Annotated in this window: 23 protein-coding genes; 13 read left to right on the top strand and 10 right to left on the bottom strand. The window is 60.0% G+C overall.

The annotated features are described in order from the left end of the window. Positions 1-2: 2 nt before the first annotated feature. Genes moaC through IMCC20628_RS10395 form a run of 4 tightly spaced genes read right to left on the bottom strand, consistent with a single transcriptional unit; the run spans position 3 to position 4,275 of the window. Positions 3-503 (bottom strand): cyclic pyranopterin monophosphate synthase MoaC, encoded by a 501-nt coding sequence (gene moaC / locus IMCC20628_RS10410; RefSeq protein WP_047030157.1) that lies wholly within the window; start codon positions 501-503, stop codon positions 3-5. Position 504: 1 nt separating this feature from the next. After that, positions 505-1,317: an indole-3-glycerol phosphate synthase TrpC gene (trpC, locus tag IMCC20628_RS10405; RefSeq protein ID WP_047030156.1), complete on the bottom strand. Its 813-nt coding sequence runs from the start codon at positions 1,315-1,317 to the stop codon at positions 505-507. A 4-nt stretch (positions 1,318-1,321) separates the two neighbouring features. Beyond that, positions 1,322-2,356 (bottom strand): anthranilate phosphoribosyltransferase, encoded by a 1,035-nt coding sequence (trpD, locus tag IMCC20628_RS10400; protein WP_047030155.1) that lies wholly within the window; start codon positions 2,354-2,356, stop codon positions 1,322-1,324. A 29-nt stretch (positions 2,357-2,385) separates the two neighbouring features. Next, complete coding sequence (locus IMCC20628_RS10395) at positions 2,386-4,275, bottom strand: peptidylprolyl isomerase (RefSeq protein WP_047030154.1); 1,890 nt, start codon at positions 4,273-4,275, stop codon at positions 2,386-2,388. Positions 4,276-4,727: 452 nt separating this feature from the next. Between IMCC20628_RS10395 and IMCC20628_RS25425 the strand changes: the two genes are divergently transcribed. The 4 genes from IMCC20628_RS25425 (at position 4,728) to IMCC20628_RS25090 (ending at position 6,395) form a co-directional block, all read left to right on the top strand. After that, positions 4,728-4,949, top strand: a complete 222-nt coding sequence (locus IMCC20628_RS25425; RefSeq protein WP_197078434.1) for a hypothetical protein — start codon at positions 4,728-4,730, stop codon at positions 4,947-4,949. Between the two features lie 274 nt (positions 4,950-5,223). After that, on the top strand, positions 5,224-5,580 hold the full coding sequence (locus IMCC20628_RS10385) for a YigZ family protein (protein ID WP_047030153.1): 357 nt from the start codon (positions 5,224-5,226) through the stop codon (positions 5,578-5,580). A gap of 214 nt (positions 5,581-5,794) precedes the next feature. Then, positions 5,795-6,130 carry a hypothetical protein gene (locus IMCC20628_RS25095; protein ID WP_156174472.1) on the top strand — a complete coding sequence of 112 codons (336 nt, stop codon included), beginning with the start codon at positions 5,795-5,797 and terminating at the stop codon, positions 6,128-6,130. A 16-nt stretch (positions 6,131-6,146) separates the two neighbouring features. Then, positions 6,147-6,395 (top strand): hypothetical protein, encoded by a 249-nt coding sequence (locus tag IMCC20628_RS25090; RefSeq protein WP_156174471.1) that lies wholly within the window; start codon positions 6,147-6,149, stop codon positions 6,393-6,395. Here IMCC20628_RS25090 and IMCC20628_RS25420 read toward each other — a convergent pair. Both IMCC20628_RS25420 and IMCC20628_RS10370 read right to left on the bottom strand, forming a co-directional pair. Then, the gene (locus IMCC20628_RS25420; RefSeq protein WP_047030151.1) at positions 6,373-6,756 is read right to left on the bottom strand and encodes a transposase; all 384 of its coding nucleotides are present in this window, start codon (positions 6,754-6,756) and stop codon (positions 6,373-6,375) included. The two genes, IMCC20628_RS25090 and IMCC20628_RS25420, sit on opposite strands and share 23 nt — an antisense overlap. Positions 6,757-6,833: 77 nt before the next feature. Then, entirely contained in the window at positions 6,834-7,670 is an 837-nt protein-coding gene (locus tag IMCC20628_RS10370) for a hypothetical protein (protein ID WP_156174470.1), read from the bottom strand. Between the two features lie 134 nt (positions 7,671-7,804). Between IMCC20628_RS10370 and IMCC20628_RS10365 the strand changes: the two genes are divergently transcribed. Continuing rightward, positions 7,805-9,082: an IS66 family transposase gene (locus IMCC20628_RS10365; protein ID WP_047029005.1), complete on the top strand. Its 1,278-nt coding sequence runs from the start codon at positions 7,805-7,807 to the stop codon at positions 9,080-9,082. Between the two features lie 257 nt (positions 9,083-9,339). On the opposite strand, the gene IMCC20628_RS10360 is transcribed toward IMCC20628_RS10365, so the two are convergent. After that, entirely contained in the window at positions 9,340-10,083 is a 744-nt protein-coding gene (locus IMCC20628_RS10360; protein WP_047032456.1) for an NYN domain-containing protein, read from the bottom strand. Positions 10,084-10,263: 180 nt separating this feature from the next. Between IMCC20628_RS10360 and tpiA the strand changes: the two genes are divergently transcribed. From tpiA to IMCC20628_RS10340, 4 genes are all read left to right on the top strand, one after another. Beyond that, on the top strand, positions 10,264-11,034 hold the full coding sequence (gene tpiA, locus IMCC20628_RS10355; RefSeq protein WP_047030149.1) for a triose-phosphate isomerase: 771 nt from the start codon (positions 10,264-10,266) through the stop codon (positions 11,032-11,034). A 130-nt stretch (positions 11,035-11,164) separates the two neighbouring features. After that, positions 11,165-11,554 carry a preprotein translocase subunit SecG gene (gene secG / locus IMCC20628_RS10350; protein WP_047030148.1) on the top strand — a complete coding sequence of 130 codons (390 nt, stop codon included), beginning with the start codon at positions 11,165-11,167 and terminating at the stop codon, positions 11,552-11,554. A gap of 157 nt (positions 11,555-11,711) precedes the next feature. Then, entirely contained in the window at positions 11,712-13,349 is a 1,638-nt protein-coding gene (locus IMCC20628_RS10345; RefSeq protein WP_047030147.1) for a CTP synthase, read from the top strand. A 242-nt stretch (positions 13,350-13,591) separates the two neighbouring features. After that, a complete protein-coding gene (locus tag IMCC20628_RS10340; RefSeq protein WP_047030146.1) occupies positions 13,592-14,758 on the top strand; it encodes an MFS transporter in 1,167 nt (388 codons plus the stop codon). A gap of 102 nt (positions 14,759-14,860) precedes the next feature. Here IMCC20628_RS10340 and IMCC20628_RS10335 read toward each other — a convergent pair whose 3' ends face one another. Together IMCC20628_RS10335 and IMCC20628_RS10330 are read right to left on the bottom strand one after the other, a co-directional pair. Beyond that, entirely contained in the window at positions 14,861-15,163 is a 303-nt protein-coding gene (locus tag IMCC20628_RS10335) for a hypothetical protein (protein WP_245307915.1), read from the bottom strand. A 237-nt stretch (positions 15,164-15,400) separates the two neighbouring features. Continuing rightward, entirely contained in the window at positions 15,401-16,069 is a 669-nt protein-coding gene (locus tag IMCC20628_RS10330; protein ID WP_052766383.1) for a hypothetical protein, read from the bottom strand. 376 nt (positions 16,070-16,445) lie between these two features. Between IMCC20628_RS10330 and IMCC20628_RS10325 the strand changes: the two genes are divergently transcribed. Together IMCC20628_RS10325 and IMCC20628_RS10320 are read left to right on the top strand one after the other, a co-directional pair. Continuing rightward, complete coding sequence (locus IMCC20628_RS10325; RefSeq protein WP_197078433.1) at positions 16,446-17,852, top strand: mechanosensitive ion channel domain-containing protein; 1,407 nt, start codon at positions 16,446-16,448, stop codon at positions 17,850-17,852. A gap of 1,007 nt (positions 17,853-18,859) precedes the next feature. Beyond that, on the top strand, positions 18,860-19,270 hold the full coding sequence (locus IMCC20628_RS10320; RefSeq protein ID WP_047030143.1) for a hypothetical protein: 411 nt from the start codon (positions 18,860-18,862) through the stop codon (positions 19,268-19,270). A gap of 58 nt (positions 19,271-19,328) precedes the next feature. Here the strand turns inward: IMCC20628_RS10320 and IMCC20628_RS10315 are convergent, their stop codons facing one another. Continuing rightward, positions 19,329-20,192, bottom strand: coding sequence for a D-alanyl-D-alanine carboxypeptidase family protein (locus IMCC20628_RS10315; RefSeq protein ID WP_245307914.1), 864 nt, complete (start codon positions 20,190-20,192; stop codon positions 19,329-19,331). Between the two features lie 139 nt (positions 20,193-20,331). On the opposite strand from IMCC20628_RS10315, the gene IMCC20628_RS10310 reads away from it, so the two are divergent. Both IMCC20628_RS10310 and kdsA read left to right on the top strand, forming a co-directional pair. After that, entirely contained in the window at positions 20,332-21,225 is an 894-nt protein-coding gene (locus IMCC20628_RS10310) for a VOC family protein (RefSeq protein WP_047030142.1), read from the top strand. Next, complete coding sequence (kdsA, locus tag IMCC20628_RS10305; protein WP_047030141.1) at positions 21,222-22,058, top strand: 3-deoxy-8-phosphooctulonate synthase; 837 nt, start codon at positions 21,222-21,224, stop codon at positions 22,056-22,058. The genes IMCC20628_RS10310 and kdsA overlap by 4 nt, the downstream gene beginning before the upstream one ends. Positions 22,059-22,081: the final 23 nt, after the last annotated feature.

Here is a 22,081-nt window from a genome sequence, read left to right as displayed (position 1 = left end):
AACTATCCCTTCGTCTGCGCAGTCCAGTCGCCGGATTTGCCGCCGGATTTGGCCAGCACCCGGATGCTGCCGATCTCCATGCCCCGGTCAACCGCCTTGGCCATGTCATATATCGTCAGGCAGGTCACCGACACGGCGGTCAGCGCTTCCATCTCGACACCGGTCTTGCCGGTGAGCTTGGCCAGCGCCTGAACCCGCAAGCCGGGCAGGGCCTCATCGGCCTTTATGTCGACGCTCACCTTGGTCAACGCCAGCGGATGGCACAGCGGAATGAGGTTGGCGGTCTGCTTGGCCGCCATGATCCCGGCAATTCTGGCCGCCCCGATGACGTCACCCTTTTTCATGTCGCCGGCAAGAATAAGCGCCAGCGTCTCGGGCTTCATCCGCACAAAGCCCTCGGCCTCGGCAACCCGCACCGTGTCGGCCTTGTCGCCGACATCGACCATGGTCGCCGATCCGTCTTCCGCCAGATGTGTCAGCCGTGGACCGCTATCATCCGCCATCTCAGTGTGCCGCTTCCGTGGTGCTGCCGGTGAGCAAGGCCGTCGTCGCCGCTGCAACGTCTTGCTGGCGCATCAGGCTTTCTCCGACCAGAAATGTCGAAATCCCGCTTCTGGACAGCCGTTCGCAGTCGGCAAACGAACCGATGCCGCTTTCGCCCACCAGAATGCGGTCGTCAGGCACCATCGCCGCCAGCCGCTCGGAGACCGTCAGCGATACCTCGAAAGTGCGCAAATTGCGGTTGTTGACGCCAATCAGCCGGCTGCCGAGCTTCAATGCCCGCTCCATCTCTGCCTCGTCATGCACCTCGATCAGCGCCGCCATGCCAAGCCCGTGGGCTTCATCTTCGAGCCGCCTTGCGTCGTCATCGCTCAGGCAGGCCATGATGATCAGGATCGCGTCGGCGCCCCAGGCACGCGCCTCGTGCACCTGGTAGGGGTCGAACATGAAATCCTTGCGCAGCGCGGGCAGGGCGCAGGCGTCGCGGGCAGCCGTCAAGAACTCCGGTGCGCCCTGAAACGACGGAGCGTCGGTCAGCACTGACAGACACGCTGCACCTCCGGCCGCATAGGCCTTGGCCAGCGACGGCGGATCGAAATCAGCACGGATCAGGCCTTTGGATGGGCTGGCCTTCTTGATCTCGGCAATAAGTGCAAAGCCGCCGGCACGGTGCTTGGCCTCAAGCGCTGCAACAAAGCCGCGTGGGGCTTCCATGTCGCGCGCCCCCGCCTTGAGCTCAGCCAGCGGGTTAGCCGTCTTGGCGGCGGCAATCTCGTCGCGCTTGTAGGCTTCGATCCGGGTCAGGATATCGCTCATCGCCTCATCCCGCCTTTGGCGCAGGCGCATGGGCATGCGACACGCTGATCAGCTTGTCGAGAGTTCCAAGCGCTGCGCCGCTGTCGATGGAGGCGACGGCCATGCTGATCGCTTCGGGCATCGTCTCGGCCTTGCCCGCCACCACCAGCGCTCCGGCGGCGTTGAGCACAGAGATGTCGCGGTAGGCGCTGATTTCGCCCTCGAGCAGCCGTTTCAGCGCCGCCGCATTGTGCACGCCATCACCGCCCTTGAGCAGGTCGAGCGAAACCCGTGCCAAGCCCAGGTCTTCCGGCGTCATTTCAAAATTGCGAATCTTGCCGTTTTCCAGGGCCACCACCTGGGTCACACCCGTCGTGGTCATCTCGTCGAGCCCGTCGCCATGCACCACCCAGACGGCCTCCGATCCGAGATCGCGCAACACCTGCGCCAACGGGTCGAGCCAGTAGGGCGAGAACACCCCGAGCAACTGCTTCTTGACGCCGGCCGGATTGGAGAGCGGTCCTAGAAGGTTGAAAATCGTGCGGGTGCCAAGCTCGACCCGGCTTGGGCCGACATGGCGCATCGCCGAATGATGCGCCGGTGCAAACATGAAGCCGACACCGGCCTGATCGATGCAGGCAGCAATGCCTTTCGGATCAAGCTCCAGCGAGATCCCCAGCGCAGACAGTGCATCCGCCGTGCCTGACTTCGACGACAGCGCCCGGTTGCCGTGTTTGGCAACCTTGACGCCCGTGCCGGCGACAATGAACGCTGCTGTGGTCGAGACATTGTAGGTGCCCGACGCGTCGCCGCCTGTGCCGACAATGTCGATGGCGTCTGCCGGCGCCTTGACCGGCAGCATCTTGTCGCGCATCACGCTGACGGCGCCATAAATCTCGTCGACGCTTTCGCCGCGCACCCTGAGCGCCATCAGGAAGCCGCCGATTTGCGACGGTGTGGCGTCACCCGACATCATCACGCCAAAGGCGGCGCGGGCCTCATCCCGGTTCAGCGGTTCGGCATTGGCCACTTTGGCGATGAATGACTTGAGATCAGCCATGGTGATCGGCTCCGTTACCTGTCAGATCCTTAAAACGCCAGCGCCAGGTCAGCCAATTCGCGGTTGATCGACACGCCGTAATCGGCCTGCAGCCGCGCCACCATCTGGTCGAGAATATCGTCGGCCATCTGCTGCGAAACCTGGGCCCGTTGCTGATCCGACACCGAACCGGCCGTGGTCGCCGCAGCAACATTGACCGAGGTCACCTTGAGCAGGATCTGGTTTTCGCCCGAAGCATCCTTGGCCACTTCGACAAGACCGGACGGACCGGAGAAGGCAGAGGCCACAGCCGCATCGCCAAACACCGCATCAGCGCCGCGCCGGTTGAGCCCGTATTTGGTCTCCACCGCCACGGACAGCTCTTCTGCGATCGCGGACAGCTCAGCGCCCTTGGCCACGCGCTCCTTCAGCTCGGTCGCCTTGACGCCCAGGGCTTCGATGGTTTTCTCCGCAGTCCAGTCGGCGACTGCCTGCTCGCGCACTTCATCGAGTGTCCGGTCGCGGGCTTCGGTGATGTCGGCCACTTCGAACCAGACGAAGCCGTCGGAGCCGATGTTGAGCGGCGGTGTTTCCACCTCGATACCGGCTTCGAACGCTGCCTGCAGCAGTGCATTGGATTCAGGGATATCGCTCAACACTTTGCCATCGGGAGTCTGACCGCTGCGGTCAACCGCCTCGATCGTCACCGGGGTGAGCTTTTGCTGGGCGGCGGCTTCGGCAAGCGTCATGCCGCCGGCGCGGGCGTCTTCATAGGCATCGTGCACATCAAGCAGCACCTGTGAAGCTTCTGCCAGCGCAAGCTCCTGGCGGATTTCGGCTTCGACCTCGGCAAAACTCTTCGACGTTTCCGGGGTGATTTCGGCAACTCTCAGAATCACCGGGCCAAACTGGCCGTCAATCACCGGCGTGGTCCCACCGGCTTCCGTCACGGCATAGACCGCGTCGGCCATTGATTGATCCGGAAGGCTGGCCTTGCTGAACGATCCGATCCGCACATCCGCAGCACTGCGGTTTTGGGCTGTCACCAGTTCGTCAAAGCTCTTGCCCGACGCCAGTTCCGCTGCCGCCGCATCGGCCGCCGCACGGTCGGCAAACACCAGCTGGTCTATGGTCCGGGTTTCGGCCGTGGTATAACGGTCCTTGCGGGCTTCGTAGTCGGCCTTTGCCGCCTCGGCGGTGATTGCCGCCGGGTCGGAAATATCCTCGCTCAGCAGCCGTACATAATTGATCTTGCGGAATTCGGGCGCCGCATATTTGGCCTTGTTGTCTTCAAACCAGCTTTTCAGCACCGCATCGTCCGGTGTGGCAATCGGGTCGATATTGGCCTTGGTCAGCAACAGATAATTCACGTCGCGGCTTTCGGCCTCATACTGCGCCAAAACCTTGATCATGGTATCGGGGGCCTTGAATCCGTCGGAAATGGCTTCGACGATCTGGGTCCGGACAGCCACCTGGCTGCGGTTCTTCAGATAGTCTTCTTCGCTCATCCCGACCGAACGCAGCACGCTTTGAAAATTGTTGCGGTCAAAGCGGCCGTTGAAATCGTGAAACGCCGGGTCTTCGGCAATCAGTGACGCCAGCCGCTCGTCCGACAGTCCCAGATTCATCTTGCGTGCCTGTTCATCGAGCAGGGCGCCGGCGATCAGCTGCGAATAGACCTGATTCTCGACACCAAAGGCGCGCGCCTGCTCGGTGGTCAGCCGCTGGCCGATCTGTCGGCCGACAACTGCGACCTGACGATCATAGGCAAGCCGGAACTCGTTGGGGCTCACCACCGTGTCGCCCACCGTGATCACCGCATCGCTACCGGCATTCAGGATCGAACCGGATATGCCCCACACGCCGAACGAGGCGACCAGAAGAACCAGAAGAAATTTGGCAACCCAGCCCTGGGCGCCCTTGCGCAAAATATCAAGCATCAAAGCTCCCGCAGCATTGTCATTACGGCCGCGCGCCAGCCAAAAGCCAACCTCGCAAACCTCTCCACCGACCCTTTAGACCAAAGCTGCGGGGAAATGAAGAGTGAGGGTGCTGAATAGGTGAGGTGGTGGCGACGGGAATTCGACTACGCACAGCTTCCGGGCCGAAACAGACGTTTGCAGAGAGCCTTGACGCTAGTCCGCTTCCCGAATTTGACTGTTTTGAAGAGACGTCGCAAGTTAGTGCAAATTGGAACAAATAATTGCGATCTGTTGGTTTTACTGCTGGCACCACCACGGGCACAGTCAATGTGTTGGCGCTACGCATCCGGACTCATCTCTGCCAAATTGTCGGGCGGGCGACTCCGATCACCTATCAAGCTCTCGCCAGGGCGTTGGACCTTTCGCCGCCAAACACGATCCACCAGCTCACGGTCGCACTGGAATGCCTGATGGAGGAGGATGCCGCTGCCGCCCACCCGTTGATCGCAGCGCTCGTAGTCAGCAGGGCACGGGGTGGATTGCCCGCGCCGGGCTTTTTTGATTGCGCGCGGTGCGTTGGGCGTTTCGACGGCGACCCTTCGGGACCCGAGGCCTCAGCGTTTTACGCGGCAGAGTTCAATGCGGCTGTCGAATTCTGGAGTTCCGCCGAAGTCGTGGACGCAGATATCTGAGTCCAACAGTCATGCTGAACATGTGGCTTGAAAGCAGCATGCGGACCGACGTCCCGGAAAGCGATCGGCCCGAAGCCGCCGTTCGCCCGAGCGGCAGAACAGTTCCGTTTGTCGCTCATTCTGCCGTTGGTCTGTAATTGCGATAAAATCGTAGCGACGGTCGAGTTGGACCGAACGAGCCATTGGGCGGCCCCTTCGCGGGAAGATGCAAAGATACCAACTGATGTGCCACAGACGCCTTGCCGCCGGCATTGGAGGCTTCTAAGTCTGAGCGATGCGTATTCTCGATAACATCATAAGTGACCGCGGGTCGAAATATGCAGTCTCGGGTGGACCCTGCGCATCCGAGGCGGAGGCCAAAGCCTTTATCAAGGCGCTTTGCCGCAAGAAGAAATTCGCCAAGGCGTCACATAATACATGGGCCCTGCTGCGTGCCGATGCCCCATTGAAGAACGATGATGGCGAGGCAGGTGCGGGCATGGTGATCTTGCGGATGCTGGAGCGAGAAGGATTGCGCGACCATATCATCGTGGTGACGCGATGGTTTGGCGGCAAGCATCTGGGCGGCGACCGCTTCCGGCACGTGCAGGAAGCGGTGCGGATTTACCTTTCCGATCTGCGCGCAAACTGAGCTAAGTTGTCGAGCGTCAATTCGGCCCAAAGTTACCAATTCATCTTTGAAGTTATCGGCCCAAAGCCGCCTTGGAAGGGTGTCTGTGTCAGCACCGATTCTGGCAGGTCCCGGGTTGGGGCAATGTTTGGCCCGTTCTTGCTTTCCGTGTAGGGTTGTTGCTCTCCCGGACAATGAATCCAGTCGGGATACAATTGTCGAAATGGAGAGCCGAATGAAAAAACTAGCTTTCGCAGTTTGCGTTCTCATAGCTTCGGCGGTCAGAGTCGAGGCTGGAACCGATTCGTATCATGGCCCTCTGGAAAGTAGAGCCGAGTTCGTCGAAAGAGCATGCACCCTGAAGATCTGGCTGGGGGAAGGCGATTTCGCGTACGGGCTTACCGATGAAGAGCTTTTCGAATTCGGGCTCTCGGACCACCAATTTGGTTTGCCCGTAGATTGTGTGGCCAATATTTTGGCCGAGATCTATGTAGCGCCCGTGTTCTCTCCAAAAGCGAAGTCTTATGACCCTTTGGTTTTGTCCGAGCCAGTTCCCAATGATTTCAATTAAGTATAGGAAAAAAACCATGCGTTTATTTATTTCAACTATCGCCGTGACAATAACTCTTGGCCTCTTATTTGCCCCCACCGCGTTTGCAATCACGACCCCGCAAGTGGTCTGCATGCGCCACGCCATGAGCAAACACTTAAAGCTAATGGATCTTTGCTCAAAAACTCAATACCCCAAGACCGATGCCGGTTTGGAGGCCGAACGCCTTTGTATTGTTGGTGCAGTGTCATCCTACTACAATATCATGCTTGGTGATTGTGTTTAAAGCCTAGGCCCATGCCAGCAGAAACCGCGAGATCCCCATAACCGTCGAGAAGCGGTTTGGCTTTCTCCTGTCGGATGCTGGCACGATCTGCTGGCAACTGGCCCCGTCCTTCTTTCTCTATGCCGTAGAGCGCAGCGATGCGCCTGATGGCTTCTTCGGCGATCGCCGAACCCTGGGACCTGTGCGCATCGACGATGCTTGCGCCGGATATGCGCCATGCAAGCGGCCTCGGGTCGAATTCGTTGCCTTTTGTAGGTCCGCTTTTGAAACTACCACCAACGGGCTCGCAACTGCAGCGATAGTCCGCTCCCCGCCCTTTGTCACCATAGTGTGCAGTGCAGCGAATGTCCCAACCAGCCATCTCCGGCCCCCGCCGCTTCTCGCTTCACACCAGCCGAACCATATATTTTTCACATCACGACCGTTTTCCGAATCCGGTCAGTCAGTCTCCGGCTTATCGGTTCTGAACGCAATTTCGGGGTTCAGTTCCGAAGTGGCCATCCCCTTTCCGGACCGAATTCCGATTTTGACAAGAAATGCGCGCCTCAGCGTTCTTAACGGCACCGCGATTTGACGATGCCAGCGCAGGATTCTTGGCGGCGGCAGCAGTCGCGCCAACTCTTCAGGCGATACATTTCCATGTTCGCCCCGTATGATGTGTTTGTTCAGGTTGTATCGGTCTATCGAGGTCAGGGCATCTAGCAGATACCGCGCAATCGCCCCGTTCGCGGGCCACCTCCGGCCAAGTGAAAAAGACACCTGGAAATCGACAAGGTGCGGGCGGCCTTGCAGATCGACAATGACGTTTTCCTTCTTGTGCAAATCGACATAGGCAATGTCGCGTTGATGCAGCGCGGCAACCAGTGTGGTCAGCCGATCAAAAAACTGATCGTCGGCTTCACCAGGGTGCTGGAACGGCTTGCCTTCGACAAACACATGCGCCGAAACATTCGGCAGCAATTCTCCTGCCGCTCCACGGACCTCTGCGATCTCCGGTACACCTTCGACATCGGCAAGCTTGCGGTAGAACCAGTTTTCCCGCCGCGCAAGAATGCGGCCAAGCCATCCCATGGGCAGTATCAAAACCGGTGACGCGCGGTTGAATTTGCAGACAATCCTGGATCCGTCTTCAGCACCATAGGCCGCAGTGGCAGCCCAGCTGTCGTGTTTGTATACTTCGAGCAGACTGTAGGTCTTCGCATTGCAGAGTATGTCTGGTGGCGGATCCTGCCGGCCCAATGCGCGAAAAATGGCTGGTCGTTCTTTGACGGGCATGGCGATGGGTTCCTGATCCACTTTTTCAATTCAGGACGGCCCGAGCGGCCAACCAGTACTTTTTCAAGACTGACAAAGAAATCGTAATTACCCACCCCCTTGCCATGCACCACAATGTCTGAATCCATGATGATATGGATCGGACTGATTTGCAGCAGCTGAGCAAGGACGAATTGATCGAGATGGTGCTTCGGCTCCAACGGCCTGCCAAGGATTCTCGGACGTCTTCCAAGCCGCCCTCTACGGACAAGAAAGAGAAACGCGTCAACTCACGACCGGGTGGAGCCAAGCCCGGGCATGAACCCCACAATAGGGTGCTGGCGGATTTTGCCGACATGTTTCGCGATCATGAACCGACCGCCTGCAAGAGATGCGGCCATGCGTTTTCCGGTGATGATACGATGGTGCTGGCCGGGGCCTATGACGAGATCGATATTCCTGCGATCCGTCCTCATGTCACCCGGCATCGGCGTTTTTCCTGTCATTGCCCGCAATGCGGCACGACGACAAAAGCCACCGCACCTGCCGTGGCAACCGCAACGCCGTTCGGGCCAGGCATTCACGCGCTGGCGATCTACCTCAAGAGTTTCCATGCATTGTCTTACGAACGCCTGAGCGGTGTGTTCATGGATATCTTCGGCCTCCATGCGAGCGAGGGCGCGATCATGAACATGTTTGCCCGCTCCCGTCCGAGCTTCCAGGCCACAGCACAGGCCGCCAAGGCCAGCCTTCGAGCCGCCCGCGTTGTCGCCAGCGACGAAACCGGTGTGCGTATTGAGGGCACAAATGCCCAACACTGGGTTTTTCATTGCAAGGATGCCGTTGTCCACCAGCCCGATTACTCCCGTGCAGCACGGGTCGTTCACGAGACCATGGGCGGCCATGTCCCCGAGGTATGGATATCTGATCGGTATTCAGCCCAGCAATCTCACGGCCATCGACATCAAACCTGCCTTGCACATTTGGCGCGTGATACAGCCTTTGCGCTGGAACATGGCGAGGATGATCTCCCTCTTCGCTTCCAGCTTTGGTTTGGCCGTGTGTTTGATTTCGCCAGAGCCATAAGCACATTCGCTGCGTCTACCGTCGCAAGCAAGAAGCGCAAATTCGATAAACAGCTTGCCGGGCTTCTATGCGCCCCGACTTCATGCGACCTGGCCCAAAAGCTCCAGGCCAAGATCGGGCGGGCCCGCGATCAGCTGCTGACGTTTTGCGACTATCCCGGAGAAGTCGATGTCACCAACAACACATCTGAGCGAAAGCTCCGTCCATGGGTCATTCAGCGAAAGGTGACAAACGGATATCGCGCCATGTGGGCCGCCCAAGCCGAAGCGAACATACGCACGACAGTCGATACCGCACGCCTCAAAGGCGCAAACCCCTTCCAGGTCATCGCATCCGTCCTGGCATAGGCCGGTAGAAGAACCGGAAATCACGAATTCAGGGGTGGGTAATTACAAGAAATCTATAGCATTTCCGGATTTTATGGAACCTCAGGCCTTTTTCAGGCCGATATCCCCCAGCCGATAGTCTTCGCGCCGGGTACGACTTGACGTACTATGGCTCGTGCCGGGGCTGCTGCCGAAACGGGATGTTGATCTGGCGCAGTTGTGTCGATGTTTCGCATACGCAGCGAAGGCCGATGTAACCCTCTGAATTCATGCTTGAGTTAGCTGCGTGCGGCAGCTTTTGTGCCCTTTATCCGGATGCGCATGCTGGCGCCCTCGGGATGATCAAGATCGAAAGCATTGGTTTTCCGGACCAGGTCACTCAATTTGCGGAAGCCATAGGTGCGCGGATCAAAATCGGAAGACAGATTGGCAAGCTGACTGCCGACTGCGCCGAGTGGTACCCAGCCATCCTCGCTGTCCATCTGCATGATGACTTTTTTCAGAATTCGCGTGGCGGCACTCGGCGGTTGCAAGGGGCTGGCGAGCTTTGTTGCGTCAGGCTCGTTGGCTGCGGCGGAGGGCAAGAGGTTTTCGGTGTAAACAAACCGGCGACAGGCTTGTCGGAAACTCTCCGGTGTCTTTTGTTCGCCAAAGCCGAACACATCCACGCCCTGTTCGCGGATGCGAGCCGCCAGTCGGGTAAAATCGCTATCGGATGACACCAGGCAGAAACCATCGAACCGGCCGCTGTGCAGAAGGTCCATGGCATCAATCACCAAGGTGATATCGGAGGCGTTCTTGCCTGTTGTATAGGCGAATTGCTGTTGTGGAATGATTGCGTGTTTTGCGAGGATTTCTGTCCAGCCTTTCGAGCGGGTATGGGAGAAATCGCCGTAAATGCGGCGCACGCTGGCTTCTCCCATCTTCGATATTTCCTCGAAAAGGCCGTCAGCTATCTTGGCCGATGTATTATCGGCGTCGATCAGGACGGCCAGACGTGGAGATTCAGGGTCGGCGCGCATCAGGCATCCTTCCAAAAATTGAACGGCATGAGCGTCAGTGTTGAATGCAATACCTTCAATTGGCAACCGTGAATTGCCAATACCCGCAACGCCGTCTCAACTGCCCATCATACCCCTGCCGTTTGCAAATCACCCCCGGTCTGCTAAGTCCGCTTCAAGACACCGGATCGGAGATTTTTGATGACACCTGACATCCGCCCGCTTGTGGCCGGCAACTGGAAGATGAACGGAACCCGTGAAAATCTGGACCAGATCAAGGCGATTGCCGACGGTCTCGGCCCCGATATCTCTGACCAGATCGACGCGCTGATCTGCCCGCCCGCGACATTGCTTTATGTTGCCACCGCGATTGCCGATGAGACTTCGCTCGCCATCGGCGCCCAGGATTGTCACACCGAACAAAGCGGCGCCTTCACCGGCGACATTTCGGCCGACATGATCGCCGATTGCCTGGCGGATTATGTACTGGTCGGCCATTCCGAGCGCCGCATCCTGCATGGCGAAAGCAACGAAACGGTACGCGCCAAGGCCGAAGCCGCCAAGTCAGCCGGTCTGGTGCGAATCATCTGCATCGGCGAGACGGAAAGCCAGCGCAAATCCGGCGACACGCTCAACGTTCTTGGCAGCCAGCTCGCAGGCTCCGTGCCCGATGGTGCCACCGCAGCCGACACGGTCATTGCCTATGAGCCGGTCTGGGCCATCGGCACCGGTCTGACGCCGACTGTCGCCGATATCGCTGAGGCGCATGGCTTTATCCGCACCGAAATGAAAACCCGGTTTGCGGGCGAGGGGGCGGCCATGCGGCTGCTCTATGGCGGTTCGGTCAAGCCCGGCAATGCTGCCGAGCTGCTCGCCATCGCCGATGTCGATGGTGCCTTGATTGGCGGCGCCAGCTTGAAAGCTGTCGACTTCCTCGCCATCTGTAAGGCTTGCCGCAGCCTGATTGGCTGACCGGATACTGAATTTGACCGCTCCACAGCGGTGGTTCCGCCGAGACGGGACTTGGAAAGCTGGCTGGCCTCGTGTAAAGAGCCGCCAAACGCTCAGAAGATTGCGCCCTTGATGGGCAGGAAAGAACACGATGCAAACCGTTTTGATTGTCATTCATCTCATGATCGTGCTGGCGCTTGTCGGCATCGTGCTGATTCAGCGCTCGGAAGGCGGAGGCCTCGGCATCGGCGGCGGTTCCGGCCTGATGTCGGCCCGCGGCGCTGCCAACGCGCTGACCCGCACAACCGGCATTCTGGCCGCGGCCTTCTTCGTCACATCGCTGGCGCTGGGCATGCTGGCCCGCTACGGCTCGAGCCCCACCGACATTCTCGACCGCATCCCGGTTCAGACCGATGGTTCCGGTTCCGGCGTGCTTGACCAGCTTGGCGGAGCGGCAACGCCTGCGCAGACCCCGGCAACAGGCACCGACATTCCGGCGGCCCCAGCGGTTCCCGGCTCCGACATTCCTTCCGGCCAGTAAGGCCGCAAGACAGCTTGACCGGCGGATGGCGCGTTAACGCCTCCGCCGGTTTTTTCATGTGGTTTTCATGGCAGACCTATTGTTATGCACCACTAATATGCGCCACCGGAATTTTGGGGTGGCGGAATCAGTATTCTAAAGGTATCGGTTCAACCCCATGGCGCGATATGTTTTCATAACCGGCGGCGTGGTCTCCTCGCTTGGCAAGGGCATTGCCTCAGCCGCCCTTGGTGCAGTCCTGCAGGCCCGTGGTTACCGGGTGCGGCTGCGCAAACTCGACCCCTATCTCAATGTCGATCCGGGCACCATGAGTCCGACCCAGCACGGCGAGGTGTTTGTCACCGACGACGGCGCCGAGACCGATCTGGATCTGGGCCATTACGAGCGCTTCACCGGGCGCTCGGCGGTCAAGTCCGACAACATCACCACCGGCCGCATCTACAAGGACATCATCGACAAGGAACGGCGCGGCGATTATCTCGGCGCAACCGTTCAGGTGATTCCGCACGTTACCAACGAGATCAAGAACTTCGTGCTCGAGGGCAACGAGGACTATGATTTCGTGCTCTGCGAAATCGGCGGTACCGTCGGCGACATCGAGGCGATGCCCTTCATCGAGGCGATCCGCCAGCTTGGCAACGACCTGCCGCGCGGCAACGCCGTCTATGTCCACCTCACGCTGATGCCTTGGATTGCCGCAGCCGGTGAGCTCAAGACTAAGCCGACCCAGCATTCGGTCAAGGAACTGCAGGCCATGGGCATCGCGCCCGACATCCTGCTGGTCCGCGCCGATCGCGAAATCCCGGCTGAAGAGCGCCGCAAGCTGTCGCAGTTCTGCAATGTGCGCGCCTCCGCCGTCATCCAGGCGCTAGATGTGCCCTCGATCTACGATGTTCCGATCGCCTACCACAAGGAAGGCCTCGACACCGAGGTGCTGGCAGCCTTCGGCATCGACCCGGCGCCGGCACCGCGCATGGGCGCCTGGGAAACCGTCTCCGAGCGCATTCACAACCCCGAAGGCGAAGTCACCATCGCCATCGTCGGCAAATACACCGGTCTGAAAGACGCCTACAAATCCCTGATCGAGGCGCTCTATCACGGCGGCATCGCCAACCGGGTCAAGGTCAATCTCGAATGGATCGAATCCGAGATATTCGAGAAGGAAGACCCGTCGCCCTGGCTTGAAAAGGTCCACGGCATTCTGGTGCCCGGCGGCTTTGGCGAACGCGGCGCGGAAGGCAAGATCGCTGCGGCGAAATTCGCCCGCGAACGCAAGGTTCCCTATTTCGGCATTTGTTACGGCATGCAGATGGCGGTGCTCGATGCAGCGCGCAATCTGGCCGGCATCGAAGACGCCATGTCGTCCGAATTCGACCGCAAGAACGGCACTCATGTCGTCGGCATCATGACCGAATGGCTCAAGGGCAACCAGCTCGAGACCCGCGCCGCCAATGGCGATCTCGGAGGCACCATGCGGCTCGGCGCCTATCCGCATCCGCTCAAGTCCGGCTCGCTGATTGCCGGCATCTATGGTTCAAGCGAAGTCTCCGAGCGGCATCGTCACCGCTACGAGGTCAACATCGCCTTCAGGGAACAGCTTGAAGCCGCCGGTCTGGTGTTTTCAGGCATCTCGCCTGACGGCCTGCTGCCCGAAACCATCGAATATCCGCAGGACGTCCATCCCTGGTTCATCGGCGTGCAGTATCACCCCGAGCTCAAGTCGAGGCCGCTGGAACCGCATCCGCTGTTCGCCAGCTTCATCCATGCCGCACTCGAGCAATCTCGGCTGGTCTAGGATCAAGTTTCCTTAAACGGTCCGAATCTGTCAGAGGACCGCATTGAGGCCTGCTGCGGTCTGCGGTATGGCCTGTTGCGTTGTCGCGCCCGGACGCCGGTTCCAGAAACTGCGATTGGTTCTGTCCGCGGCGAACATCTGCGCGCGTCAGCGTCCAACAATCCGCAGCGCCGAAGTTGCTTTCAAAGCCACCTGCCGCCTGTTACTACGCCAGGGCTTCCTCGCGACTCTAGGCGCCTGATATGTCACGTTTTTTTGTATTCCTTCTGTTTTTTTCTGCAGTTTTCCTGCAGTCTGGAGCCTATGGCCTGACATTCATGCTGCCGCGGCTGTTTGATAGCTTCGGAGCAAATGAGAAAATTGTCGGGTCGATGCTCCTGGTGACGACAATCTCCACGCTGGTGACGGTTTATTATTCGGGCCACCTGTCCGATTTGTTCGGGCGGCTTCGCACTTTGGCGGTGGCCTGCATCGCCATTTCCGCGTCGCTTTTTCTGTTCGGCTCCCTTGACCGGGTGGGCTCCGGTTTGGTTATCGCGAGCCTGTTGCTGGGGGCTGGCTGGGGATTGACCTATTCGCTCTGCCCGATCGTTTTGACACGTCTCGTCCGTGCCGATGAGAGGGTCCGGTTTTTCACCCTGCTTTCGGTTTTCGTGATGGCCGGCTTTGGGCTTTCCCCGGTCCTCGCATCTGCTCTTGAGAGTTCGGGATACTCCGTGCGTGATGCTTTTTATGTGACTGCAACACTGTGCATCGTCAGTGCTGTCCTGTTTTTACTGCTGGATGCTCCGATCAAGGCCCACGCGATCAGCCCCCGCGCCGAGGCTCCGTCGCGGATCACCATTGCCGCGTTACAGGGCGTTTTGAAGTCGCCCGCGCTTTTGCCGGTGACCATGGTCTGTCTTGGCGCAAGCATCTTCGCAGGTCTGAATAATTTTCAGACCGTGTTTGCGGACACGCGGGGCCTCGATTATGCCGATTTCTTTTTGACCTACACCATTACCGTGGTGGTGCTCAGACTGATCCTTGCCCGCTTTAAGGGTGGCAAAACTCCCTACCTGACAATTTCGCTGCTTCAGTATGTCATGTCACTGAGTATCGTGATTTTCATCTTCAGCGGCGCAAGTCTGCCGCTTTATCTGCTCGTCGCGGTTCTGTTTGGGGTCGGTTACGGCGTGTCCTATCCGATTCTTGTCGCCATGACCGCCAACGATGCCAGGGACGACCTGAGTGCGCAGACACTTCAGGTGTTCGCGCTCAGCTATTTCGTTGGAATATTCGGGTTCCCGCTGATTGCAGGATGGATGATTGTGGAAGTCGGAGCGACGCCGCTTCTGGTTCTCATTGCCGGTTTGGCTGTGATCGAAGCAACAATGGCCCTCTGGCGCGTGATGGCCAGATCCGCCTGATTCATTTCGGTCCGGCTGGAGCCTCTATACGGTTCTTCATCGGCTGGATGTTCGGGTAGGGCAGGCACGCCAGCTTCAGTCGAACACTGGCGCGCAGTGATATCAGGCCTGTTTGCCGAGACCGTGCTTGAAGACCGTGTAAAGGAACACCAGCATCGAGGCTGCTGTCAGCATCGATCCCGCCGCCGCAATCCCGTCGCCACCGCCCTTGAGCACCATGGCGATGCCGGGAACCATCACCACGACGCCGGCGACCGCCAATCCCAGGTGAATTTTCGCCAGCCCCGTCGCCGCAGCTGATGGCGTCAAGGTGTAGTACAGCCCGAACAGCGCCATGGTGACCCAGCCGACCAGATTGAGGTGGGCATGGGCGGGCGCCAGCATGTGGTCGCCCGAGATTGCCATTTGAATTCCCCAAATCATCCCAAGTGTTACGCAAAGTACGCCGATAATAAAAAAGCTGAATCCGATTCCACGCATGTCTTTCCCCCAAAATAATTTCTTGCACAGCAACGGTGCTGCAACGGCCATATGGCCCTACAGACTGCGACAAATTGGCTCATATTGCCAGAAATCGGCGATTGTCTCGGTCGACTGAATTGCAACCAATGCGGGTTTAAGTTAAATATTCACGCGAAGGCGTCAGCTGCCAAACCAGCTCGTCGCCATCACCGCAATCGGCACCGGGGCCACCGCCAGGCAGACGCCCAGAAAAAACTGCGGAACCGACATCAGCTTACTCAGCCCGGTGACCAGCGCAATGCCGCCGCCGCCGCCAAGCAACGTGTTGCCGGGCAGGTTGATAAGCACGATGAAGGTGATCATCCGGTGGTCGACAAGCCAAGGCTTGAGCCACCGCGGTGCGTGCTGTGTCAGGTAGCGGTCACGGCCGTTTGGTCCCAGCCGCTCAAACGCTTCGATCAGTGTCGCCGCGCGGACAAAGCCGTGGCGATTGAGCCATCCAGCAAGCCGGCGTTCCGGCACCAGCCGCCCCACCGTAAACGCCAGCGTCAGGGCTGTGATGGTCGCAAGATAGACAAAAATCGCAATCGGCGCGCCGAACACCATCAGCAGCGCCACGCCGATTTCGGTTCCCGGCACGAACGGAATCGCAGTCAGAACAACATAGGCAACCAGAATGGCAGCGATCGCACCGAGATAGGGCATGCCCGCTTGCGTGATCGACGCCACCTGCAGGCTGTTTTCGATTGCCATTCCCAGCCAGCGTCCGCCAGCGATCAGGCAGCCGTAAAACGCCACCAGCAAGGCAATCCTCGTCCACCGCCGGGTCCTGGTCATGTTGGTGCTCATTCGGCGCTCTCTGCACTCATCCTCTATTGTCCCGCTTCATGCCCTGTCACCTAAGTGGAGCGTGCATTTGCGCTCCTTGAATCTGCTACGTTTTTCGCTGTTCGGCGCGGTCTTGTCACAAACTGTTTTTGCTTGATGGAAAGGACATAGCGCACCCGGCCGGTTCCGTCCCGCAAGACGCGCAAAATTCGTCTTTGAACACCCGCACGCGCGCATTTCCCCAAAACGGTTGGCTGCCGGTGCCGGTTCGGGCTAGTTTGGTCCGCAGCAGGTCTGGTCGGCTATTGATGCCGTATGCCGCCAGACCAGCAGTAACAAGATCAGGAACGCCACCATGCGGCATGTCAGCTGTTTCCCCCGCCTCCTCGTACCCATCATGGCTCTCGCCCTCGCGCTCGGTCTTGCCAGCCCAGCTTTCGCGCAGGAGACCAAGGAGCCGGCAGGCCCGGTCATCGAGATCGGCGATGCGGTCACCGCCGATGCCCAGATCCGCAACCGTATCCAGACCATCTTTCGCGAAATCGACGGACTCGGCCACCTTGGCGTCTCGGTCACCTCCGGAGTCGTCCGACTCAGCGGCCAGGTCGAAGAAGCGGCATTGGCCCAGAAGGCAGAAGATCTTGTCAGCCGTGTTGCCGGTGTGGTCGCCATCGAGAACCGCCTGACCGAACAGACCGCCGTCACCGAACGCCTCAAGCCGGTGATCGGCCGTTTCGAAACCCGGATGCAGCAGACACTAGATTACCTGCCGCTGGTGCTGGTCGCAGCAATGGTCTGGCTGCTGATCGGCCTGCTGGGCTGGTTCATCACCACCCGCAAGCAACCCTGGGGCTGGCTCACCCCCAACGCTTTTATCGCCGATCTGCTGCGCCAGACTGTCTGGCTGGCCTTCCTGATGCTCGGCGCCGTCGTGGCTCTCGATATTTTGGGCGCAACGGCTGTGCTCGGCACCATTTTGGGCGCCGTCGGCATCATCGGTCTGGCCATCGGTTTCGCCGTCAAGGACACGGTGGAAAACTACATCGCCTCGATCCTGCTTTCGATCCGCCAGCCGTTCCAGCCGCGTGATTTCATCGCGCTCGAGGGCATGGAGGGGTTTGTCATTCGCCTGACCTCGCGCGCCACCATCCTGATGGACATCGACGGCAACCACATCCGCATCCCCAACGCCACCGTGTTCAAGGCAACAATCGTCAACTACTCGCGCAACCCCGAACGCCGCTTCTCCTTCGAGCTCGGCGTCGACGCTGACAGCACACTGCAGGAGGCTCTCGCCATCTGCCAGCAGACCCTTGTCGGCCTCGGCTTCGTGCTCACCAAGCCAGAGCCCGGCGCCTGGATCGAAAAAATCGGTGATTCCAACGTCTTGATTGGCGTCTCCGGCTGGATCAACCAGACCGAGACTGATTTCGTCAAGGCCCGCTCCGAGGCGATCCGCACCGTCAAGACAGCGCTCGAAGTCGCCGGCTTCGCGCTGCCCGAACCAATCTACCGCCTGCGCTTCGACGCCGGCGATTCGGTCCCCACCGCCGAACAGCCAAAACAGAAGCCCGGCACCAAACCCGCACCCGGCAAGACACCGTCCCCCGAACCCAAATCCGCCTTGCCTCCGACACCGCCGTCAAGTCCCGCACCCAGAGACCAGGCCAATGACGAAGTCACCGACACCGGTGTTGACGAGGCGGTGCTGAAAAAAGTCGACGACGAACGCCAGGCCGAACCCGGCGCCGACCTGCTCTCCACCGAGGCCGAGGATGAACTCGGAGCGAGACCGGTGGTGTGACGCGCTTTCCCCTGTCCCCTGGTGGGAGAGGAAAAAAATCATGATACTGGTGCGCAACTCCAAGTCATGGATTTTTCAGGTGAGGGGAGCATTTCGGCTTTCAAGCGACGCCCTCTGTCTCTGGCAAGATCTCTCAATTCGTCATCCCAGGGCCCCGACCCTGGGATCCATTCAGTGATCTATCCAAACAGTTGACGCGTGGAAGCATTACGGAATGGATCCTCGGCTCGGTGGCCGAGGATGACGAAGATCGGTGTCCACTAACAAAAATCCTCCGCCATTTTTTCCCCACCCTTCCACCCCATGCCACACTCATGTCGCTCCCGCTGCCGGATGGATCGCGAACGTGTTGGACCAGGCGGGAGGAATGCCTTTCGAACCTTGCCGTAACGTGCGGTGACTGTCGGGAGGAGGCGGAGGCCATCGGGGTTCCGCTGGCGGGCGGTCGCAAGTGACCGTGCAAAGCCAGCCACCGGGCCGGGTTTCGTTCCGTGCCAGCCAACTGGCGGCTAAGGAGCGCCGACACCGGTCCGGGCCTGTGGCGGACATGAGGGCCGGATGGCCTTCAGCGTCCGTGCCGGAACGTCGAGAACCACTCCCGCGGTCGGTCCAGATCGCGGCCGGAGCAATCCGGGCGGGGATGAACTCCCGAGGGTGCAAGGCGCCGCCTGTCGGATGCGGACATCATCCGGCGAAGTTCGGGCCGTGCGCGCGCTGCGCCACCCCTTCTACCCCTCATTCCGTAAGGCAAAGCCCGCGTGCGGCCCTCCGGATACCTGCCTGATCTGATACCCCGGCGGCGCACCGCGCGGGTGCATTTCGCGTTGGAAAACCGGATCGAACCCCGTGCCGCCCGACAGCCAATGAGCGTTCGATGGATCGCTCTTGCCGCGAAATCGGAAGTTTGAGACACTTGATCAGCGTGGCGCGCCCGTCATCCCGGCGGCATTGGTCATCATCAGGCCAGCCGGAACAGACAAACCATTGCGCCTGAGGAGGACCAAACCATGCGACTTCGAAATGCGTTTCTGACATCTCTTGCAGCCGTGGCTCTGGCTGTGCCGCTCGCAAGTCCGGCCCATGCCACCGTGTCGATCACCTGCACCGATTTGAAATTTGATTCCAGCATCGAGATCGTGCTCGGCGCCGGTCCAGTGCCCAATGTGCTGTCGGTGCGGATTGCCATGGGCGACCGGGAATTGACCACCGAGGCCGGTTTTCCGGGCGAGGTGGTGTCCAAGGCCCAGAATTTTGATGATGGCGAGGTCTTCCGCATCGATCTGATGGATCAGCAGGCGACCCGGCGGGTCGCGGCAATCCGGTTGCTGCGTGGCGATCACGACACCATGCCGGTCCAGATCGGTTTTGTGCAGATAGAGGACGATCCGCCAGTTGGCATCACCTGCGAAGGCCCGTGATCAGGTATAGGCCTTGGCTTCGAGTGGCCATGCCGCGCAAGCCGTTGACAGGCGAAGCCTATTTGGCTTTTTTCACATAGGTCGACATCAGCTGCGCCATCCGCGCGTTGCGGATCGCCGAGGTGTTTTCACCCATCACCACGCCGACCACCGATTTGCCGCTGCGTGTCACCGAGGTGGCGAGGTTGAAGCCCGAGGCGCGGGTGTAGCCGGTTTTCAGCCCGTCGGCGCCGGGGATCATGTCCATCGCCTTGTTGTGGCCCTTGATGGTGCGTCCTGCCACCGTCACTTCGCGCTGGTTGAAATAGGAGTAGTAGTGCGGAAAGGTCCGCCGAAGCGCGATCGACAGCCGCGCCATGTCGGTGGCCGTCGTCACCTGGTCCGAGTCAGGCAGGCCCGAGGCATTCTTGAATGTCGTGCGGCTCATGCCCAGCGTCCGCGCCTTGGCGGTCATCATCTCGGCGAAGCGGGCTTCCGAGCCACCCAGAAATTCGGCCACTGCGGTGGCCACGTCATTGGCGGATTTGACCACCAGCACCCGGATTGCCGTGTCGACCGGAATCGTCTGGCCGGGCTTCAGGCCGAGTTTCGAGGGCGGGCGCCGCGAGGCATTCTTGGAAATCGGGATCAGGTCGTCACGGTTGACGCGGCCCGCATCCATGGCTTCGAACATCAGGAACAGCGTCATCATCTTGGTCAGCGAGGCCGGATAGCGAAGCTCGTTGGCATTGGCGCCGTAAAGCATCTTGCCGCTCTTTACGTCGACCACGATCGCCGCATATTTTTCAGTTGTCGGCGCCACCGGACTGAGCACCGCCTCGGTTGATCCCGAGGATGCGCAAGCCGAAAGCGTCAGCGCCACCAGCATCAGTGATATCGCGACACGGCTGCGCTTCAGCGCGGCGGCAAACAGCTCCGTCAAGATCAACTCCCGTTCCAACAGGTCCTTCAAATAGCGTCTGGGCGTGATTCCCGCAAGGGTGGTGGCTTTGCTGGCGTTCCAACAGTTGCACCGGGTCCAAGCTTGCTGATAAGGGAAACCCAAATGGAGTAAACCGACGATGCCATCACCGCGCACCCGCCGTCCCCTCGATCATCTTGTACTGCCGGTCGAGGATCTCGAGACTGCGCGCGCCCGCCACGCTGCTCTCGGCTTCACCGTGGCCGCCGAAGCACTTCACCCCTTCGGCACCGAAAATGCCTGCGTGTTCTTTGACGACGGAACCTATCTTGAACCGCTGGCCATTGCCTCGCGCGAGGACTGCGAAGAGGCTGCGCGCCGCGGCAACGTGTTTGTCGCCCGCGACCAGGCCTACCGGTTCCGCCGTGGCGACAACGGCTTCAGCGCCTTCGTGGTTGGCTCCAGCGATGCCGATGCCGATCATGACCGCTTTCGCGCGCTGGGCATGTCGGGCGGCGACCTGCTCGAATTCTCGAGGGCCATGGCATTTCCCGACGGTTCCAGGCAGGACGCCAGCTTCAAGCTGGCGTTTGCCGCCGATCTGCGCACGCCGGATTTCTTCGGCTTCGCCGTCGAACGCGTCAACATGCCAGCCGCCGACCGTTCGGCGCTGACCGCCCACGCCAATGGCGTCACCGGGGTCTGCGAAATCATCCTGTCGGAGCCCAATCCGACCGATTTCCAGTATTTCATTCAGGAACTGGCCTGCAACCGCGAGGTCGACGCCAATTCCTTCGGCATGTCGGTTGAGCTCGAAAGCACCACCGTCACCGTCTTCAACAAGGCCGGTATGGAATCCCATTTCGGCGTCCTCGATGGCTCTGCCGAACGCGGGTTGCTGGGGCGCGCCGTGGTGTTCAGGGTCGCTGATCTGGTCGCGCTCACCGAACTGCTGCACGCAAATGGCGTTGCCGCGCGCGAGTTCGGCTCCCGCCTGATCGTCAATCCGGCGCCGGGACAGGGCGCCTATTACTGTTTCGAGCAAAGCCGATGAGCATCAAGCCCAACACTGAAGTCACCGTCGGCAATGCCGTCTTCGGCAACAATCTGCCGCTGACCCTGATTGCCGGCCCCTGCCAGTTCGAATCCCGCGGTCATGCCTTCGACATGGCTGGCGCGCTCAAGGAACTGTGCGGCAAGCTCGGGCTCGGGCTGGTCTATAAATCCAGCTACGACAAGGCCAACCGCACCTCGCTGACCAGCACCCGCGGCGCGGGCATCGATGCAGCGCTGCCGGTGTTTGACGATCTGCGCAAAGAACTCGGCCTGCCGGTGCTGACCGACATCCACTCTGAGGAACAATGCGCCATCGTCGCCCCGCATGTCGATGTGCTGCAGATCCCTGCTTTCCTGTCACGCCAGACAGACCTGCTCGTCGCTGCCGCCAACACCGGCAAGGTCATCAACGTCAAGAAGGGCCAGTTTCTCGCGCCTTGGGACATGAAGAACGTGCTTGCCAAGATCACCGGCTCGGGCAATCCAAACGTGCTGCTGACCGAGCGCGGCGCCTCGTTCGGCTACAACACGCTTGTCAGCGATATGCGGGCGCTGCCGATCATGGCCGACACCGGCGCCCCGGTGATTTTCGACGCCACCCATTCGGTGCAGCAGCCCGGCGGGCAGGGCGCCACTTCGGGCGGCGAACGCCGTTTCGTCGAAACGCTCGCCCGCGCCGCTGTCGCCGTCGGTGTCGCAGGCGTCTTTATCGAGACCCACGAGGATCCCGACAATTCCACCTCGTCGGACGGCCCCAACATGATCCCGCTCAAGGATCTGCCACGATTGCTCGAAACCCTGATGGCGTTCGACGCGGTGGCCAAGCGTTAAACCGGCTTAACCCGATTTTTTCA

This window comes from Hoeflea sp. IMCC20628 (assembly GCF_001011155.1).
Lineage (GTDB): Bacteria > Pseudomonadota > Alphaproteobacteria > Rhizobiales > Rhizobiaceae > Hoeflea.
Note: the sequence above shows the minus strand (reverse complement) of the source record. Positions and strands in the feature narration are given on the sequence as shown.

What these genes read in the sequence shown, in the direction of transcription:
- moaC (WP_047030157.1), bottom strand. Translation starts at nt 503, where the DNA reads ATGGCGGATGATAGCGGTCCACGGCTGACACATCTGGCGGAAGACGGA.
- trpC (WP_047030156.1), bottom strand. Translation starts at nt 1,317, where the DNA reads ATGAGCGATATCCTGACCCGGATCGAAGCCTACAAGCGCGACGAGATT.
- trpD (WP_047030155.1), bottom strand. Translation starts at nt 2,356, where the DNA reads ATGGCTGATCTCAAGTCATTCATCGCCAAAGTGGCCAATGCCGAACCG.
- IMCC20628_RS10395 (WP_047030154.1), bottom strand. Translation starts at nt 4,275, where the DNA reads ATGCTTGATATTTTGCGCAAGGGCGCCCAGGGCTGGGTTGCCAAATTT.
- IMCC20628_RS25425 (WP_197078434.1), top strand. Translation starts at nt 4,728, where the DNA reads ATGGAGGAGGATGCCGCTGCCGCCCACCCGTTGATCGCAGCGCTCGTA.
- IMCC20628_RS10385 (WP_047030153.1), top strand. Translation starts at nt 5,224, where the DNA reads ATGCGTATTCTCGATAACATCATAAGTGACCGCGGGTCGAAATATGCA.
- IMCC20628_RS25095 (WP_156174472.1), top strand. Translation starts at nt 5,795, where the DNA reads ATGAAAAAACTAGCTTTCGCAGTTTGCGTTCTCATAGCTTCGGCGGTC.
- IMCC20628_RS25090 (WP_156174471.1), top strand. Translation starts at nt 6,147, where the DNA reads ATGCGTTTATTTATTTCAACTATCGCCGTGACAATAACTCTTGGCCTC.
- IMCC20628_RS25420 (WP_047030151.1), bottom strand. Translation starts at nt 6,756, where the DNA reads ATGGCTGGTTGGGACATTCGCTGCACTGCACACTATGGTGACAAAGGG.
- IMCC20628_RS10370 (WP_156174470.1), bottom strand. Translation starts at nt 7,670, where the DNA reads ATGCCCGTCAAAGAACGACCAGCCATTTTTCGCGCATTGGGCCGGCAG.
- IMCC20628_RS10365 (WP_047029005.1), top strand. Translation starts at nt 7,805, where the DNA reads ATGGATCGGACTGATTTGCAGCAGCTGAGCAAGGACGAATTGATCGAG.
- IMCC20628_RS10360 (WP_047032456.1), bottom strand. Translation starts at nt 10,083, where the DNA reads ATGCGCGCCGACCCTGAATCTCCACGTCTGGCCGTCCTGATCGACGCC.
- tpiA (WP_047030149.1), top strand. Translation starts at nt 10,264, where the DNA reads ATGACACCTGACATCCGCCCGCTTGTGGCCGGCAACTGGAAGATGAAC.
- secG (WP_047030148.1), top strand. Translation starts at nt 11,165, where the DNA reads ATGCAAACCGTTTTGATTGTCATTCATCTCATGATCGTGCTGGCGCTT.
- IMCC20628_RS10345 (WP_047030147.1), top strand. Translation starts at nt 11,712, where the DNA reads ATGGCGCGATATGTTTTCATAACCGGCGGCGTGGTCTCCTCGCTTGGC.
- IMCC20628_RS10340 (WP_047030146.1), top strand. Translation starts at nt 13,592, where the DNA reads ATGTCACGTTTTTTTGTATTCCTTCTGTTTTTTTCTGCAGTTTTCCTG.
- IMCC20628_RS10335 (WP_245307915.1), bottom strand. Translation starts at nt 15,163, where the DNA reads ATGGCAATCTCGGGCGACCACATGCTGGCGCCCGCCCATGCCCACCTC.
- IMCC20628_RS10330 (WP_052766383.1), bottom strand. Translation starts at nt 16,069, where the DNA reads ATGAGCACCAACATGACCAGGACCCGGCGGTGGACGAGGATTGCCTTG.
- IMCC20628_RS10325 (WP_197078433.1), top strand. Translation starts at nt 16,446, where the DNA reads ATGGCTCTCGCCCTCGCGCTCGGTCTTGCCAGCCCAGCTTTCGCGCAG.
- IMCC20628_RS10320 (WP_047030143.1), top strand. Translation starts at nt 18,860, where the DNA reads ATGCGACTTCGAAATGCGTTTCTGACATCTCTTGCAGCCGTGGCTCTG.
- IMCC20628_RS10310 (WP_047030142.1), top strand. Translation starts at nt 20,332, where the DNA reads ATGCCATCACCGCGCACCCGCCGTCCCCTCGATCATCTTGTACTGCCG.
- kdsA (WP_047030141.1), top strand. Translation starts at nt 21,222, where the DNA reads ATGAGCATCAAGCCCAACACTGAAGTCACCGTCGGCAATGCCGTCTTC.